Origin of the sequence: Streptococcus sp. HMSC078D09, assembly GCF_001813675.1 — a bacterium.
Taxonomy (GTDB): domain Bacteria; phylum Bacillota; class Bacilli; order Lactobacillales; family Streptococcaceae; genus Streptococcus.
The window spans coordinates 276,528-292,002 of record NZ_KV813675.1; the positions used below are offsets into that span (position 1 = coordinate 276,528).

Here is a 15,475-nt window from a genome sequence, read left to right on the forward strand (position 1 = left end):
GAAAACATGTCTAATACATACCATTTTATTGGAATTAAAGGAGCAGGGATGAGTGCTTTAGCCCTCATGCTTCACCAAATGGGACATACGGTTCAAGGGTCAGATGTTGAGAAGTATTACTTTACGCAACGTGGCTTGGAACAAGTAGGAATTCAAATTTATCCATTTGATGTGAAAAATTTGGAAGGCGACAAGATCCTCATTGCCGGGAATGCTTTCCGTCCAGATAACAATGTGGAAATTGCTTATGCAGATGAGCATGGCCTAACTTATAAACGCTACCATGAATTCCTTGGTGAATTTATGCGTGACTTCGTCAGCATGGGGGTTGCCGGAGCACACGGAAAAACCTCGACAACAGGGATGCTTTCTCACGTCTTATCAAATATCACTGACACCAGTTATTTGATTGGTGACGGGACAGGTCGTGGCTCTGCAGCAGCCAAATACTTTGTCTTTGAATCAGATGAGTATGAACGCCACTTTATGCCTTACCATCCTGAATACAGCATCATCACCAATATTGACTTCGACCATCCAGACTATTTCACGAGCTTGGAAGATGTCTTTAATGCTTTTAACGATTATGCCAAACAAATCAGTAAGGGCCTCTTCATCTACGGAGAAGACAAAGAATTGCGTCGGATTACCTCATCAGCACCAATTTATTACTATGGTTTTGATAAGGAGACGAACGATTTTGTGGCAAGCAACTTGCTTCGCTCAACGACAGGTTCAACCTTCAACGTTCATTTCCGTGGAGAAGATTTGGGGCAATTCCATATCCCAACATTTGGTCGTCACAACATCATGAATGCTACAGCAGTCATTGGTTTGCTTTACATTGCAGGATTTGATTTAGATTTAGTCCGCGAGCATTTGAAGACCTTTGCTGGAGTGAAACGTCGCTTTACTGAAAAAGTAGTCAATGGAACAGTGATCATCGATGACTTTGCGCACCATCCAACGGAAATTATTGCAACCTTGGATGCGGCCCGTCAAAAATACCCAAGTAAAGAGATTGTGGCCATTTTCCAACCACATACCTTTACACGGACCATTGCCTTGTTAGATGAATTTGCAGAAGCCTTGAATCAAGCAGATGCTGTTTACTTGGCACAGATCTATGGCTCTGCGCGTGAAGTCGATCACGGCGATGTGAAAGTTGAAGATTTGGAAGCAAAAATTGTCAAACGCTCAGCGATTATTACAGCTGAGAATGTTTCTCCTCTTCTTGACCATGATAATGCAGTCTATGTCTTTATGGGAGCAGGAGATATTCAAACCTATGAATACTCATTTGAGCGTTTATTATCTAGTTTGACACATAGTGTACAATAAGAGATGATTGAGTCTGGAATCTTTTGGTTCCAGACTCAAATTTATCTGTCCACTGAAGGAGTATGAGATGAGGAAAGCAGGATGATGATTCGATCAATCACCCCAGCTGATCAAGAACAGCTGCTGTTACTAGAAGAAGAACTTCATGGCAATGAAGGAAAGGAGCACAGGGCCACTCTTGAGGAAGCGCTAGGTTCGAAGGAAGCCATTTCTTTGCTTGCAGAGCAGGCGGGGGATGCTGTGGCTTACTTGTTGGCGACAGAAGACCAGCCTTTAAAAAGAGACCTAATTGTATTGCGACTAGCAGTGAGACCAGCCTTTCAAGGTCAAGGCTATGGTTCTATTTTAATCGCTGCTTTAAAGGATCTAGCTGTTCAAAAGGAAAAGGAAGCCATTTGGATCGATTGCCCAGAAGACTTACTATCTTATTTTTCCCAGCAAGGATTTCGAGATGAAGCTGAGTCTGATCGAGGTGTCCATATGGTTTGGGAACGATAGAAGGAGTAAATGATGAAAGAAAAGATTCACATTAGACAGGCAGAGCTGCAGGATTTGGATGCCATCGAGCGCATTGAGCTTGAGAATTTCTCAGAAGAAGAAGCGATTGCGCGTGAGATTTTAAAAGATCACATCGAAAAGATTCAAACGACATTTCTTGTAGCAGAGTGCCAGGGTCAGATTTTAGGCTATTTAGAAGGACCTGTTAGACCGGAGCGCTATTTGATCGATTCCTCTTTTTCAGAGGTTGAAGATCTAAGTCAGTTAGAACAGGGCTTTATTTCCATTACGAGTCTATCCATTGCTAAAGAAGCTCAAGGACTTGGAGTGGGAACCCTTTTGCTTGAAGCGATGAAAGAGATTGCGTTGAAAGATAATCGCCAAGGGATCAATTTGACCTGTCATGATTATTTGATTCCTTATTATGAAAAGCAAGGATTTACCAATGAAGGCCGGTCAGAATCCCAATATGCGGGTGAAGTTTGGTACAATCTGGTCTGGGAAAATGAAAAACTTGATTAAATAGGTATTTTAAAGAAGAAAGGCGATTTGTATTGCTTTTCTAAATCTTTTAAGATATAATATTAAGGATTATGATGAGGGAGGTCAATTATTTGACTGATAAATCACAAGACAGTGAGAAGTTATTAAGCTTCAAAGAGCAGATCCTCAGAGACTTAGAAGAGGCCAATGAGCAACTTCTAAAAATCGAAAAAGAGTATGATCTACCTGATCGAAGTATTGAAACCCCTTCTTCACTGAAAGAGGAGGAAGAAGCAACACTACCTCCAAAAGTAGAAGAATCTGCGTTGGCTCCCAAAGAAGAACCAGTGGAGCCGGTAAAGGCGACTCCTGCTGTGGAAGAAAAGAGTGAGCTTACAAAGCCTGCTAAAAAAGAACCAAGTCAGGAACCGGTAGAGGAAAGCTTATCGCGCTCTTCTCGTAACCAGCGCCAACAAAAACAAAAGAAACAAAATAAAATCGCTAAACGAATTGTGCGGACAGTAGTCAGCCTTTTGCTGATTGTGATCGTAGCTACAGGGATCTTTGCTGTGACCTATATCCATTCAGCTGTCAAGCCGATGGATAAAAATGCAACAGAATTCGTAACGGTTGAGATTCCAGCAGGTTCAAGTAATCGTGAGATTGGCGCGATCCTTGAGAAAAAAGGACTCGTGAAAAATGGTCAGTTCTTTAACTACTATACCAAGTTCAAGAACTATAGCAATTTCAAATCTGGTTATTTCAATTTGCAAAAGAGCATGGATCTAGAAACCATCATCCAAAAACTGCAAGAAGAGGGAACCAAAACTCCTCAGGCTCCAGTTCTTGGAAAGGTCACGATTCCAGAAGGTTATACGATCGATCAGATTGCGACGGCTATCACCACCAATGTCTCCACTAAGAAGGCAGGCAAGACTCCATTTAAGAAAGAAGATTTCTTGAAGGCTGTCCAAGACGATGCCTTTATTGAGAAGATGGTGGCCAAATATCCTAAGCTCTTGGCGAATCTGCCAAGTAAGGATTCTGGTGTTCGCTACCGTTTAGAAGGTTATCTCTTCCCAGCAACTTATAACTATGGGAAAGATACCACAGTGAAAGAGATGATCGATCAGATGCTTGCGGCAATGGATCAAAACTTAAGCCCATACTATGAAACACTTGAGAGCAAGAACATCAATGTAAACGAAGTATTGACTCTTGCTTCCTTGGTTGAAAAAGAAGGGGCGACGGATCAGGACCGCAAAGATATCGCGAGTGTCTTCTATAACCGCTTGAACCAAGACATGCCTTTGCAAAGTAATATTGCAATTCTTTATGCAGAAGGGAAACTTGGTCAAAAGACGACCTTAAAAGAAGATGCAACGATCAATACAGAGCTGGATTCACCTTATAATATTTATAAGAATACCGGCTTGATGCCTGGCCCAGTGGATAACCCTGGAGTATCAGCGATCGAAGCGGCGGTGAACCCAAGTAAGACCGATTACTTGTATTTTGTCGCAAATGTCGAAAATGGTGAAGTTTTCTTCGCTAAGACATACGAAGAACACAATAAAAATGTTGAAGAACACGTCAATAGTAAATTGACACAAGCAAGTTCAAACTAGAAAAAGCATGTGGCGCGTCCACAGCTTTTTCATTCAAATAATAGAAAGAGAAGAATAATGGCAGAAAAAACATACCCAATGACCCTAGCAGAAAAAGAAAAATTGGAACAAGAATTAGAAGAATTGAAATTGGTCCGTCGGCCTGAAGTGGTGGAACGGATTAAGATCGCTCGTTCATATGGTGACCTCTCAGAAAACTCTGAGTATGAAGCGGCAAAAGATGAACAAGCTTTTGTTGAAGGTCAAATCTCTAGCTTGGAAACAAAAATCCGTTATGCAGAAATCGTCGATAGTGACGCTGTTGCAGTAGACGAAGTAGCGATCGGAAAAACCGTTACAGTTCAAGAAGTTGGCGAAACAGATGAAGAAGTATACAGCATCGTTGGTTCAGCAGGGGCAGATGCCTTTGCAGGAAAGATTTCTAACGAAAGCCCAATCGGTCACGCTTTGATTGGTAAGAAGACAGGTGACGTTGTCACTGTTGAGACACCAGCTGGAAGCTACCAAGTGAAAATTTTGAACGTAGAAAAAACAGCGTAACTATAAAACGCAAGCCCTCCAAGAGGGCTTGTTTTTTTGTGCTCTTAATCTTTTTGTGAGAGTGAAAATTCTTTGCTGACTGAACGATATCAAAAAAAGCACTTGAACCTTGGGTTCAAGTGCTACTGTATACCGCTAGAATTAGTAGTTTGTACTACTTTCTATTGCGTTGTTTTCCTGCATTGCGGTTGTTTTTTGGTTTGTGTTGGATTTGTGTCGTTGCAGTAGGTGTGACATCTTTTTTCACGCGGTGACTAGTCGCTTTAGGAGGATTGTTTTTGTATTCCTCAGCGACTCGTTTGCGAAGATTTGGACGAATCAAGTAGTTGATGACAAATTGTTGGATAATTTGGATCACCCCACCGACTACCCAGTAAAGAGTTACTCCGGCTGAGGAGATCAATGAGAAGACACCGATCATAATCGGACTCATCAGTGATGCTTTGCGCATGCTTTCCTTTTGGGTTTCATCTTCAATTCCATGAAGAGAAAGCATACTTTGGATATAGTAAAGAACTGCTACGATCGCTGTCAAGAGCAAGCTTGGTTTGCCGAGAGCAATGCCAAGGAAGCTACTATCTGCTACCCCTTTGGTGTGCTGAGCTGCAAAGAAGAGAGCTGAGAAGAATGGCATTTGGATCAAGAGTGGCAAACACCCAACTCCACCAAACATGCTAACTCCATTTTCACGTTGAGCAGCCATTAATTCCTGTTGCGCCAATAGCTTTTCTTCTTGTGTGCTAGCGTTCTTCATGCGCTCTTGGATTGGCCCAAGGATAGGTTTTAAGTAGTTCATCTTTTCAGATTGGTAGGTTGCCTTCCATGATTGGTACAAACCAAGTGGCAAGATGATTAACCGTACGATCAAGGTGACGATAATAATCCCGATCCCAAAGCCTAAGCCAAGGTTGTTGGCAAAGAATTTGATGGCTTCGCCCATTGGACGGCCAAGAAGATTCCAGATCAATCCAGTCGGATTTCCAGTTTTCCGATCGACACTCACGCATCCTGATAAGAAGACAAGCGAAGCTAGTCCCATCGATGCAAGTAATGCAAGTTTATTTTTTTTCACAAATAGTTCCTTCTTTTTTTAATGTTACCTTTCTATTCTACTGTTTTTTTTGAAAATACACAATAGTTCTCTAGTCTTAATTTGCAATTTTGAAGTCTGTATAGTTTTCAAAGTTTGCGAGCGTAACATCTAAATAAGTCACATGCGCAAAAGGCGTAGGACCTTTGCGAATTTCTTGGATGAATTTGGCCATTTGGCTACTAGACTCTGCCTGTGCCAGAATGCCAACTGTTCCGTCGTCATTATTCCAGACACGGCCAGTGATCCCACCGATCTCTAAAGCAAGACTGTAGACTCCCCAGCGAAAGCCAACCCCTTGAACCCGTCCTTGGGCAATCATTTTTACCTTTTGCATGTGCGACCTCCTTGACTCGAAGAAATCTATCTGAGGTATGATTTCTTCTTTTTCTTTGTGCTATAATAGTTCTATGAATATTATAACGTCTAAATCCAATAATGTAATCAAAAATGCAAAAAAATTACATCAAAAAAAATACCGGACAGATTCTTATCTCATTGAAGGCTGGCATCTGTTTGAAGAGGCAGTAGAAAATCATGCGAAGATTCGGCAGGTCTTTGTTTTAGAAGCCTATTTAGACCGGGTAGAGGACATCCAAAAAGTCACTATCGTGACTCCGGAGATCTTAAGCCTCTTGGCAGATTCGAAGACTCCTCAAGGGATTGTCGCAGAGATTCTTCTAGAGCAGCCAGAGCTTCCGGATCAGCTACAAGGGCGATTCCTCTATTTGGAGGATGTACAGGATCCTGGCAATGTAGGGACGATGATTCGAACAGCAGATGCAGCAGGTTTTGATGGCGTCATGCTTTCGAAAGCCTCCGCTGATCTATACAGTCTCAAGACCCTTCGATCCATGCAGGGCAGTCATTTCCATATTCCTATCTGGAAACTGGATCGAGAAGAACTATTGGAGCGAGCTGCGCACTCTCATCTAGCAGTTCTCGCAACGACGCTTTCAGAAGCTTCCATTGACTACCGTCAGCTTTCTCAGACCGATCAGTTTATCCTGGTTATGGGGAATGAAGGAAATGGCATCAGCCAGGAAATGGCGGCACAAGCAGACCAGCTGGTTCATATTCCCATGCCAGGTCGTTCAGAGAGTTTAAATGTTGCAGTGGCAGCAGGAATTTTGATGTTTTCTTTAAGGAAATTTTGAGAAAAAGAAGTATACTTAACCTGTAAGAAGAAGTTGATGGAGATCTTATTGGGAGAGCTTATCAACGAAAGGTGGTTATCTTATGCAATATCATCGTGACAAAGAATACATGACCTATGTAGGCCATCTGATCCAGCATCCTAAGGTTCAAAAATTAGCCGACATTCCCCACCATATTCATTCCAATCGTTTGGAGCATTCCATTCATGTGAGCTATACCAGTTATAAACTGGCTAAAAAATTTGGTTGGGATGCCAAAAGTACGGCTCGGGGTGGCCTCTTGCATGACCTCTTTTACTATGATTGGCGCGAGACCAAGTTTACGAAAAGTCACGCCTGGATCCATCCCCGCATTGCCGTGAGAAATGCACGAAAGATCACAGATCTCAATGCCAAGGAAGAAGACATCATTATTAAACACATGTGGGGAGCTACCCTTGCTCCGCCTCGCTACAAAGAATCCTTCGTAGTGACGATGGTGGATAAATACTGGGCTGTTAAGGAAGCTTCAGAACCTTGGCGTAAAAAGATGGCCAAAAGGAGATTTTTTCATCGAAAAATGTTAAAATCATAGTAAACAAATTTGAAAGGAACTTGTTTATATGTATAATGATTCAGTAATCCAAGAACAAAGTGGATTGAATGCTTTTTATAACAAAATCTACTCATTAGTTGGGATCGGTGTTGGGATTTCAGCCCTTGTCTCTGGTCTTATGATGACGGTCTTTCAAGATTTCTTCGTTCAAATCTTGACAACCGCACCAATGGTTTACTATGCAGCAGTGGTTGTAGAATTGATCTTGGTCTTTGTTGCAAGTGGGAAGGCTGTTAAAAATAGCCCGTCTGCTCTTCCGATCTTCTTGATCTACTCAGCCTTGAATGGCTTTACCTTGAGCTTTATCATTGCTCGCTACATGCAAGCAACTGTCTATAAGGCTTTCTTGGTCAGTGCCTTGATGTTTATTGTCATGGGAGCTATCGGACGCGTCGTGAAAAAGGACCTGTCTGGAATGGGACGTGCCTTGATGGGAGTCTTGATCGGTGTGATCATCGCTTCTGTTGTGAACATGTTCTTGAGAAGTTCTGGAATGGACTATATCTTGAGTACCATCTCTGTCTTCCTCTTTGCAGGATTGACAGCTTGGGATAACCAAAAGATTCGCTATGTCTATGATCAAACAAATGGTCAACCTGCTACAGGTTGGGCAGTAGCAATGGCTTTGGAACTTTATCTTGACTTTATCAACCTCTTTATCAGCCTTCTTCGTATCTTCGGAAGAAACGACTAATCAAAGAGAGCTTGAGCTGGGGCAGTTGCCTCGGCTTTTTTTGTCTTTCGACTTGTGCTATACTAATAGTGACTAAAGAATAGAAATGAGCGCTTATGAAAACACCTTTTGTAACCCGTGAACAATTAGAAAGTCTGACCCAAGAATTTCCTACCCCTTTCCATCTCTATGATGAAGCAGGAATTCGTGAAACGGCTCGTGCCCTCCATCAAGCTTTTGCTTGGAATGAAGGATTTAAGGAGTACTTTGCCATCAAGGCGACTCCTAACCCATCGATCCTAAAAATTTTGCAAGAAGAGGGATGTGGTGTCGACACGGCCAGCTACGTAGAATTATTAATGGCAGATAAACTGGGCTTTAGTGGAAAAGAGATCATGTTTTCTTCTAACAATACGCCAGCTGATGAATTTGTCTATGCTAGAGAATTAGGGGCAACGATCAATCTGGACGCCTATGAAGACATTGCTTTCTTGAAGTCTGTGACTAGCATCCCCAAGGTCATTTCTTGCCGCTATAATCCTGGTGGAGTTTTTGAACTGGGAACCGATATTATGGACAATCCGGAAGAAGCTAAGTTTGGAATGACCAAGGAGCAATTGATCCAAGCCTTTATCGAGTTGAAAAAACTAGGTGTGGAAGAGTTTGGCATTCACGCTTTATTGGCTTCTAATACAGTATCCAACGACTACTATCCAGAGTTGGCGCGTCAACTTTTTGAATTGGCAGTGGAAGTCGTCGAGAAAACAGGTGTTCACTTGGGCTTCATCAATCTTTCTGGTGGGGTTGGGGTCAATTACAAACCAGAGCAAGAGCCAAATGATATTGCCATTATTGGGGAGGGCGTACATCGCGTCTTTGATGCGATTCTCAAACCGGCAGGACTTGGTCATGTGAAAATCTATACCGAGCTTGGTCGCTTTATGCTGGCTTCACACGGTCTCTTGGTAACCAGAGTGACGCATAAAAAGAAAACTTACCGGACTTATGTCGGGGTTGATGCTTCAGCTGTGAACCTTCTTAGACCGGCTATGTACGGTGCTTATCACCATATTACCAATATGGATCGTCCAGAGGAACTGACTGAAGTGGTCGATGTCGTGGGAAGTCTTTGTGAAAATAACGATAAATTTGCCAAACAACGAGAACTACCCGTGACGGAGATTGGAGATTTACTTGTGATCCATGACACCGGAGCTCATGGATTTTCAATGGGGTATCAGTACAATGCCAAGTTGCGTTCGGCAGAAGTTTTGCTTCAAGAAGATGGGAAAGCCCGTTTGATTCGTCGAGCAGAAAAACCAGAAGATTATCTTGCGACACTCTACGGCTTTGACATTGAAAAATAAGCGATTGTCTGATATAATGATAGTTATGTAAAAATAATGGATCGGAGAAAATTTTATGAATCTCTTTTTAGGAATTTTGTTGATTATTTTAGCTTTCTTTGGTGGGATGGTTGCAGGAATGTTCTTGCTTCGTCGTCAGTTTGAAAAAGAATTTGCCTCAAACCCACGTTTGAATGTTGAAGCAGTCCGTACGCTTTTAGGTGCCAGCGGCCAACGTCCAAGCGAAGCAAAAGTTCAACAAGTCTATCGCCAAATTGTGAACCAACAAAAATCAGCAATGGCGAAAAACAAGAAAAAATAAGAGTGGGGCAATCTCACGATAATAAATGAGAGGGGCTTGGAGGAATTTCTTAGTCCCTCCTTTTGGAAGGAAGAGATATGGATAACCGACCGATTGGTTTTTTAGATTCTGGAGTAGGGGGCCTGACTGTTGTCCGCGAATTGCTCCGTCAGCTTCCTCACGAAGATGTCGTCTATATTGGAGATTCAGCGCGTGCACCTTATGGTCCTAGACCAGCAGACCAAATTCGCGAGTATACTTGGCAGATGGTGAACTTCCTTCTGACCAAAAATGTCAAGATGATTGTCTTAGCCTGTAATACAGCAACGGCAGTTGTTTGGGAAGAAGTCAAGGAGAAACTCGATATTCCCGTTTTGGGAGTGATATTGCCCGGTGCTTCTGCAGCCATTAAATCGACGACCCATCAAAAAATTGGGGTCATTGGGACACCGATGACGGTTTCTTCTGGAATTTATAAAGAGAAGATTCAAAGTCTGGCACCAGACATGGAAGTCAGCAGTTTAGCTTGTCCCAAGTTTGTTCCTTTAGTAGAATCAAACGAGTTGGCATCCAGTGTGACCAAAAAGGTGGTTTACGAAACCCTAAAACCACTAGTTGGAAAGGTTGATACCTTAGTCTTGGGATGCACCCATTATCCCCTTTTAAAACCGATCATTCAAAATGTGATGGGACCGGATGTTAAATTGATTGATAGTGGGGCAGAGTGTGTTCGGGATATTTCCGTTTTATTAAACTATTTTGAGCTCAATAAGAGTCGCGAACTCTTAGAGCAGACCCACCGCTTTTATACCACTGCAAATGCCAATAGCTTTGCAGCGATTGCCGAAAAATGGCTAGAACGTTCAGTGAATGTGGAGCATGTAAATTTATGAGTGACAAACTATTTGAATACAAAGATCCCCAAGATTGGTATATAGCCCAATGGGGAGAAGATGCAGACTACAACCAATTTAGTCAAGTGACTGCGGAAGCTTCCACTCTGTTAGATCAGCTGGAACTTCTCTTTGCCAAGGATCCTGAAGGATTCCCTCTCAATCTATCGGTGATGCGCTATGGTTCAGCCTTCCGTTTTCTGACCTTTTTGACCGAAATCTTGAATGAAGTCAAGGGAAGAGCTTTTGAAATCGTACAGCGTCAAGGAGCCTTGCTCTTGGTTGAAAAAGGGAAATTGCTCTATTTGCATTTGCCAAGTGATGGGGTGGATTTAGAAGCCTTCTTGGGTCAAGGTAAGGTCAAAGATACGATTCTCATTGCGACTCGAAATGAGGGAAAAACCAAAGAATTCCGTAATATGTTTGAAAAGCTGGGCTTTGAAGTGGAAAATCTCAATCAATACCCAGAGCTTCCAGAAGTCGAAGAGACAGGTCTGACCTTTGAAGAGAATGCCCGCCTAAAAGCTGAAACGATTGCAGAGCTAACTGGGAAAACAGTCTTAGCGGATGATTCAGGTTTGAAGGTGGATATCTTGGGAGGCTTACCAGGAGTTTGGTCAGCTCGCTTTGCGGGAGTTGGTGCGACAGATGCGGAAAACAATGCGAAATTGTTGCACGAATTGGCCATGGTTTTTGACTTGAAAGATCGCTCAGCCCAGTTCCATACGACCTTGGTGGTTGCAAGACCAGGCAAGGAAAGTCTAGTGGTGGAAGCAGATTGGCCAGGGTATATTAATTTTGAGCCCAAAGGGGAACACGGCTTTGGCTATGATCCTCTCTTCTTAGTTGGGGAAACGGGCCGTGCTGCTGCTGAATTAACGCTTGAAGAAAAAAATACACAATCACATCGTGCTTTAGCTGTTAAAAAGTTATTGGAGGTATTTCCATCATGGCAAAGCAAACAATCATCGTTATGAGTGACTCGCATGGAGACCGCTCCATTGTTGAAGCTATTAAAGAAAAATACCTAGGCCAGGTCGATGGGATCTTTCACAATGGGGATTCTGAACTAAAAAGTGATGATCCTGTCTGGGAAGGGATCCACGTTGTCCAAGGAAATATGGATTTTTATGATGGCTATCCGGAACGCTTGGTGACCCAACTAGGGCCAACTCGGATCATCCAGACCCACGGACATCTCTTCCAGATCAATTTTAGTTTTCAAAAATTGGATCTATGGGCCCAAGAGGAAGAAGCAGATATCTGTCTTTACGGTCACCTTCATATCCCAGATGCTTGGAAGGAAGGAAGAACCCTCTTTGTGAATCCTGGATCCGTTAGCCAACCTCGTGGTCTGATTCGCGAGTGTTTGTATGCCAAGATAGAGATTACCGATTCGAACTTCAAGGTAGAGTATTATACGCGAGATCATGAATTGTACCCTGAATTGACAAAGGAGTTTAGCAGATGATAGCAAAGGAATTTGAACGTTTCTTGCTGGCGCAGGAAGAGACGTTCTTAACTCCTGCCAAAAATTTAGCGGTCTTGATTGATACCCACAATGTAGACCATGCGGTCTTGCTGTTGAGCCAGATTAGCTATAGTCGCATCCCGGTAGTGACGGATGAACGCAAGTTTGTGGGGACGATCTCCCTAACGGATATTCTATCTTATCAATTGAAACACGAGATTCCTGAGGAGACTTTTGCTTCGATGGATATCGTAGACGTTGCAAAGAAGGAGGTCGGGGTCATCGGCTTAGACTTCAATTTGACAGAAGTCCTTCACAAGTTGGTGGATGACTCCTTCTTATCAGTGGTGGATGAAGAAGGTTATTTCCAAGGGATTATTACGCGGAAATCGATCCTCAAAGCCATCAATTCGCTAATGCATAATTTTTCAAATGAATACGAGATGATTCCAAAATGAAAGAATTTATTGCAAGTTTTATTGATCAAAAAGAACTAAGTGAAAATTCTCAGTCAGCCTATTTCTATGATTTGGACCAATTTATTGAATCAATTCATGGAAAAGTGACGCCGACGAATTTGAGAATTTACCAAGCTTCGATTAAAGATTTTAAACCGGCGGTTCAAAAACGAAAATTATCCGCTGTTAACCAATTTTTATATTATTTGTATCAAGAACGCTTTATTTCTGAATACCATCGTTTGGTCTTGCCTAAAATTCAACCGGCCAAAACCCATGATCGTGAATTGTTAGATCTGACCCATTTTTGGGAAGAATCAACTAACCCACAGGGACGCTTGATGGCCTTATTGATTCTGGAGATGGGCTTATTGCCAAGTGAGATCCTCCAAGTCAAGGTCGAAGATATTCAGCTGGACTTTCATGTCATTCGAGTGGGCAAAGATGGCCAAAAACGGGTTTTAAAAGTTCCAGATCCTTTACTGGATGAGTTGCAACTCTTCCTGGATGGTGTCTATCTCTTTGATAATAAAGGAAAATCATACTCTCGTCAGTGGGGATTCCGACAATTAGAAGCCTTCTTGATCGAAAAAGGCAACCAAGACCTTTCGGCACAATCAATTCGTGAGCAGTATATTTTGAAACAACGTGAACTCGGTGTGGATCTCTTTAGTATTGCGCGTGAATTGGGCCTAAAAACCATGGTGACATTAGAAAAATATAAATAATGGATATTAAAATTAAAGATTTTGAAGGGCCTTTGGACCTCTTGCTCCACTTGGTCTCTAAATACCAGATGGATATCTATGAGGTCCCCTTGATTGAGGTGATCGAACAGTATCTGGCTTATTTGGCGACTCTCCAGGCGATGAAACTAGAGGTAGCAGGGGAATACATGCTGATGGCTAGTCAACTAACCCTGATCAAGAGTCGTAGACTTCTTCCTAAGGTCGCAGAGGAGATGGATGAAGCAGAGGATCTCGAGCAGGACCTCCTTTCTCAATTGGAAGAGTACCGTACTTACAAGCAATTAGGAGAGTTGATGGCCTCGCAGCATGAGGAGCGCGCCCTCTATTATTCGAAACCCAAGATGGAATTGGTCTATGACGATACCGAATTACTTCATGATCGCACCACGGTGGATCTCTTCTTGGCTTTTTCAAAACTATTGACTAAGAAAAAAGAAGAATTCCGCCAGAACCATACAACCATTGTCAAGGATGAATACAAGATTGAGGATCTGATGGACCAGCTGCGTCACCGATTCCACGATCGCTCACAAGTTCTCTTGCAGGACTTGTTTCTAGAAGCAGCGGATCTCCAAGAGGTTATTACCCTATTTCTTGCAACCCTTGAATTAATCAAGATTCAAGAGGTCACAGTGGTACAGGATAGGGCTTTTGGAGAAATTTACTTAAATAGGATTGAACATGAGCAAATTAGCTGAAATTGAAGCACTCTTATTTGTAGCGGGTGAAGAAGGAATTACTGCCAGACAAATCGCAGATCTTCTCTCTTTACCCCCAACAGGTGTGGTGCAAAGTTTAGAAAAATTGGCCCAAAAATACCAGGAGGATACAGGTACCAGTCTGTGTTTGATGGAGACAGCTTCCCGTTATAAATTGGTGACAAAGGCAGACTACGCTTCGGTTTTACGAGACTATTCTAGAACGCCCATGAACCAAAGTTTGTCTCGGGCTGCCCTTGAAACCTTGTCAATCATTGCTTATAAGCAACCGATCACCCGCGTGGAGGTAGATGATATTCGAGGCGTCAATTCCAGTGGTGCTATTACCAAACTACTGTCATTTGATCTGATCCGCGAAGATGGAAAAAAAGAAGTCCTCGGGCGTCCTAATTTGTATGTCACGACGGAGTATTTTTTGGATTATATGGGGATCAATCATTTGGAGGAATTGCCAAAGGTTGAGGAAGTGGACATCGATCCAGAGGAAGGTCAATTATTTTCAGAGAGAACAGAGGAACTAGATGAGAATTAACAAATATATTGCCCATGCAGGCGTGGCTAGTCGTCGCAAGGCCGAAGAACTGATCAAGCAAGGCCTGGTGACGGTCAATGGCCAAGTCGTGCGTGAATTAGCGACCATCATTAAAACCGGTGATCAGGTTGAAGTAGAGGGGACTCCAATCTATAACGAAGAAAAGGTCTACTATCTTTTAAATAAGCCACGTGGTGTCATCTCTAGTGTATCGGATGATAAAGGGCGGACAACAGTCGTTGACCTTTTATCTCAAGTACCAGAGCGCATCTACCCAGTAGGACGTTTGGACTGGGATACATCTGGTGTCTTGATTTTGACCAATGATGGTGATTTTACAGATGAGATGATTCACCCGCGAAATGAAATTGATAAGGTCTATGTGGCGCGTGTCAAAGGGATTGCCAATAAGGAAAACTTGCGTCCCTTGACGCGAGGGGTGACCATTGATGGAAAGAAAACTAAGCCAGCGACTTACGAGATCTTAAAAGTGGATGTCGAAAAGAACCGTTCAGTGGTTCAGTTGACCATTCATGAAGGGCGTAACCACCAGGTTAAAAAGATGTTTGAAGCTGTGGGACTTTTAGTAGATAAACTCTCCCGAACCCAATTTGGAAATTTGGACGTCTCAGGGCTACGTCCGGGTGAATACCGTCGCTTGAACAAAAAAGAAATCAGCCAGCTGCACAATCTAGCAGTGACTAAATCTAAAAAAGCATGAAAACAATCCTGATTGCGCTGGTCAGAGGCTATCAAAAATGGATCTCTCCCCTATTTCCGCCTTCTTGTCGCTTTCAACCGACCTGTTCCAATTATATGATCCAAGCGATTGAACGTTTTGGAGTGAAAGGTGTCTTGATGGGAATCGCGAGGATTCTACGTTGCCATCCGGGAACCAAAGCAGGACCAGACCCCTTGCCAGAGCATTTTAGCCTGAAGCGAAATGAAGAATCAAAATAGGACGATCGCAAATAAACAGAAACACCCTTAGAAATTATTTT

21 protein-coding genes are annotated in these 15,475 nt (G+C 42.7%); 19 read left to right on the forward strand and 2 right to left on the reverse strand.

The window, feature by feature from the left end; translation table 11 throughout:
* The first annotated feature begins 6 nt into the window (after positions 1-6).
* The 5 genes from murC to greA all read left to right on the forward strand — a co-directional run bounded on the left by murC (position 7) and on the right by greA (position 4,490).
* Positions 7-1,341, forward strand: coding sequence for a UDP-N-acetylmuramate--L-alanine ligase (gene murC, locus HMPREF2926_RS06600; RefSeq protein WP_024054775.1), 1,335 nt, complete (start codon positions 7-9; stop codon positions 1,339-1,341).
* Positions 1,342-1,422: 81 nt separating this feature from the next.
* Positions 1,423-1,839 carry a GNAT family N-acetyltransferase gene (locus HMPREF2926_RS06605; RefSeq protein WP_024054776.1) on the forward strand — a complete coding sequence of 139 codons (417 nt, stop codon included), beginning with the start codon at positions 1,423-1,425 and terminating at the stop codon, positions 1,837-1,839.
* A 12-nt stretch (positions 1,840-1,851) separates the two neighbouring features.
* Positions 1,852-2,361, forward strand: coding sequence for a GNAT family N-acetyltransferase (locus HMPREF2926_RS06610; RefSeq protein ID WP_176745539.1), 510 nt, complete (start codon positions 1,852-1,854; stop codon positions 2,359-2,361).
* Between the two features lie 71 nt (positions 2,362-2,432).
* Positions 2,433-3,950, forward strand: coding sequence for an endolytic transglycosylase MltG (gene mltG / locus HMPREF2926_RS06615; protein ID WP_371106514.1), 1,518 nt, complete (start codon positions 2,433-2,435; stop codon positions 3,948-3,950).
* Between the two features lie 57 nt (positions 3,951-4,007).
* Positions 4,008-4,490, forward strand: a complete 483-nt coding sequence (gene greA / locus HMPREF2926_RS06620; RefSeq protein WP_003005389.1) for a transcription elongation factor GreA — start codon at positions 4,008-4,010, stop codon at positions 4,488-4,490.
* A 154-nt stretch (positions 4,491-4,644) separates the two neighbouring features.
* Here greA and yidC read toward each other — a convergent pair whose 3' ends face one another.
* A complete protein-coding gene (yidC, locus tag HMPREF2926_RS06625) occupies positions 4,645-5,562 on the reverse strand; it encodes a membrane protein insertase YidC (RefSeq protein ID WP_003008377.1) in 918 nt (305 codons plus the stop codon).
* 76 nt (positions 5,563-5,638) lie between these two features.
* Positions 5,639-5,917, reverse strand: coding sequence for an acylphosphatase (locus tag HMPREF2926_RS06630; protein ID WP_023918900.1), 279 nt, complete (start codon positions 5,915-5,917; stop codon positions 5,639-5,641).
* 73 nt (positions 5,918-5,990) lie between these two features.
* Between HMPREF2926_RS06630 and HMPREF2926_RS06635 the strand changes: the two genes are divergently transcribed.
* From HMPREF2926_RS06635 to yidD, 14 genes are all read left to right on the forward strand, one after another.
* The gene (locus tag HMPREF2926_RS06635) at positions 5,991-6,737 is read left to right on the forward strand and encodes a TrmH family RNA methyltransferase (RefSeq protein ID WP_070587406.1); all 747 of its coding nucleotides are present in this window, start codon (positions 5,991-5,993) and stop codon (positions 6,735-6,737) included.
* 82 nt (positions 6,738-6,819) lie between these two features.
* Complete coding sequence (locus tag HMPREF2926_RS06640; RefSeq protein ID WP_003005617.1) at positions 6,820-7,311, forward strand: HDIG domain-containing metalloprotein; 492 nt, start codon at positions 6,820-6,822, stop codon at positions 7,309-7,311.
* Between the two features lie 28 nt (positions 7,312-7,339).
* On the forward strand, positions 7,340-8,026 hold the full coding sequence (locus HMPREF2926_RS06645) for a Bax inhibitor-1/YccA family protein (RefSeq protein WP_070586999.1): 687 nt from the start codon (positions 7,340-7,342) through the stop codon (positions 8,024-8,026).
* Positions 8,027-8,121: 95 nt separating this feature from the next.
* Positions 8,122-9,372 (forward strand): diaminopimelate decarboxylase, encoded by a 1,251-nt coding sequence (locus HMPREF2926_RS06650; RefSeq protein ID WP_070587001.1) that lies wholly within the window; start codon positions 8,122-8,124, stop codon positions 9,370-9,372.
* 55 nt (positions 9,373-9,427) lie between these two features.
* Positions 9,428-9,673, forward strand: a complete 246-nt coding sequence (locus HMPREF2926_RS06655; protein ID WP_003005109.1) for a YneF family protein — start codon at positions 9,428-9,430, stop codon at positions 9,671-9,673.
* A 77-nt stretch (positions 9,674-9,750) separates the two neighbouring features.
* A complete protein-coding gene (gene racE, locus HMPREF2926_RS06660; RefSeq protein WP_003008361.1) occupies positions 9,751-10,545 on the forward strand; it encodes a glutamate racemase in 795 nt (264 codons plus the stop codon).
* Positions 10,542-11,522 (forward strand): nucleoside-triphosphate diphosphatase, encoded by a 981-nt coding sequence (locus tag HMPREF2926_RS06665; protein ID WP_070587003.1) that lies wholly within the window; start codon positions 10,542-10,544, stop codon positions 11,520-11,522. The genes racE and HMPREF2926_RS06665 overlap by 4 nt, the downstream gene beginning before the upstream one ends.
* Complete coding sequence (locus HMPREF2926_RS06670) at positions 11,495-12,016, forward strand: metallophosphoesterase (protein WP_003008356.1); 522 nt, start codon at positions 11,495-11,497, stop codon at positions 12,014-12,016. Before HMPREF2926_RS06665 ends, HMPREF2926_RS06670 begins: the two co-directional genes overlap by 28 nt.
* The gene (cbpB, locus tag HMPREF2926_RS06675) at positions 12,013-12,474 is read left to right on the forward strand and encodes a cyclic-di-AMP-binding protein CbpB (protein WP_003008353.1); all 462 of its coding nucleotides are present in this window, start codon (positions 12,013-12,015) and stop codon (positions 12,472-12,474) included. The genes HMPREF2926_RS06670 and cbpB overlap by 4 nt, the downstream gene beginning before the upstream one ends.
* Complete coding sequence (gene xerD / locus HMPREF2926_RS06680) at positions 12,471-13,202, forward strand: site-specific tyrosine recombinase XerD (RefSeq protein WP_049507053.1); 732 nt, start codon at positions 12,471-12,473, stop codon at positions 13,200-13,202. The genes cbpB and xerD overlap by 4 nt, the downstream gene beginning before the upstream one ends.
* Positions 13,202-13,921, forward strand: coding sequence for a segregation/condensation protein A (locus HMPREF2926_RS06685; protein ID WP_024055478.1), 720 nt, complete (start codon positions 13,202-13,204; stop codon positions 13,919-13,921). The genes xerD and HMPREF2926_RS06685 overlap by 1 nt, the downstream gene beginning before the upstream one ends.
* Positions 13,905-14,474, forward strand: coding sequence for an SMC-Scp complex subunit ScpB (gene scpB, locus HMPREF2926_RS06690; protein ID WP_070587004.1), 570 nt, complete (start codon positions 13,905-13,907; stop codon positions 14,472-14,474). The genes HMPREF2926_RS06685 and scpB overlap by 17 nt, the downstream gene beginning before the upstream one ends.
* Entirely contained in the window at positions 14,464-15,195 is a 732-nt protein-coding gene (locus HMPREF2926_RS06695; RefSeq protein ID WP_003005375.1) for a pseudouridine synthase, read from the forward strand. The genes scpB and HMPREF2926_RS06695 overlap by 11 nt, the downstream gene beginning before the upstream one ends.
* Positions 15,192-15,434, forward strand: coding sequence for a membrane protein insertion efficiency factor YidD (yidD, locus tag HMPREF2926_RS06700; RefSeq protein WP_070587006.1), 243 nt, complete (start codon positions 15,192-15,194; stop codon positions 15,432-15,434). Before HMPREF2926_RS06695 ends, yidD begins: the two co-directional genes overlap by 4 nt.
* Positions 15,435-15,475: the final 41 nt, after the last annotated feature.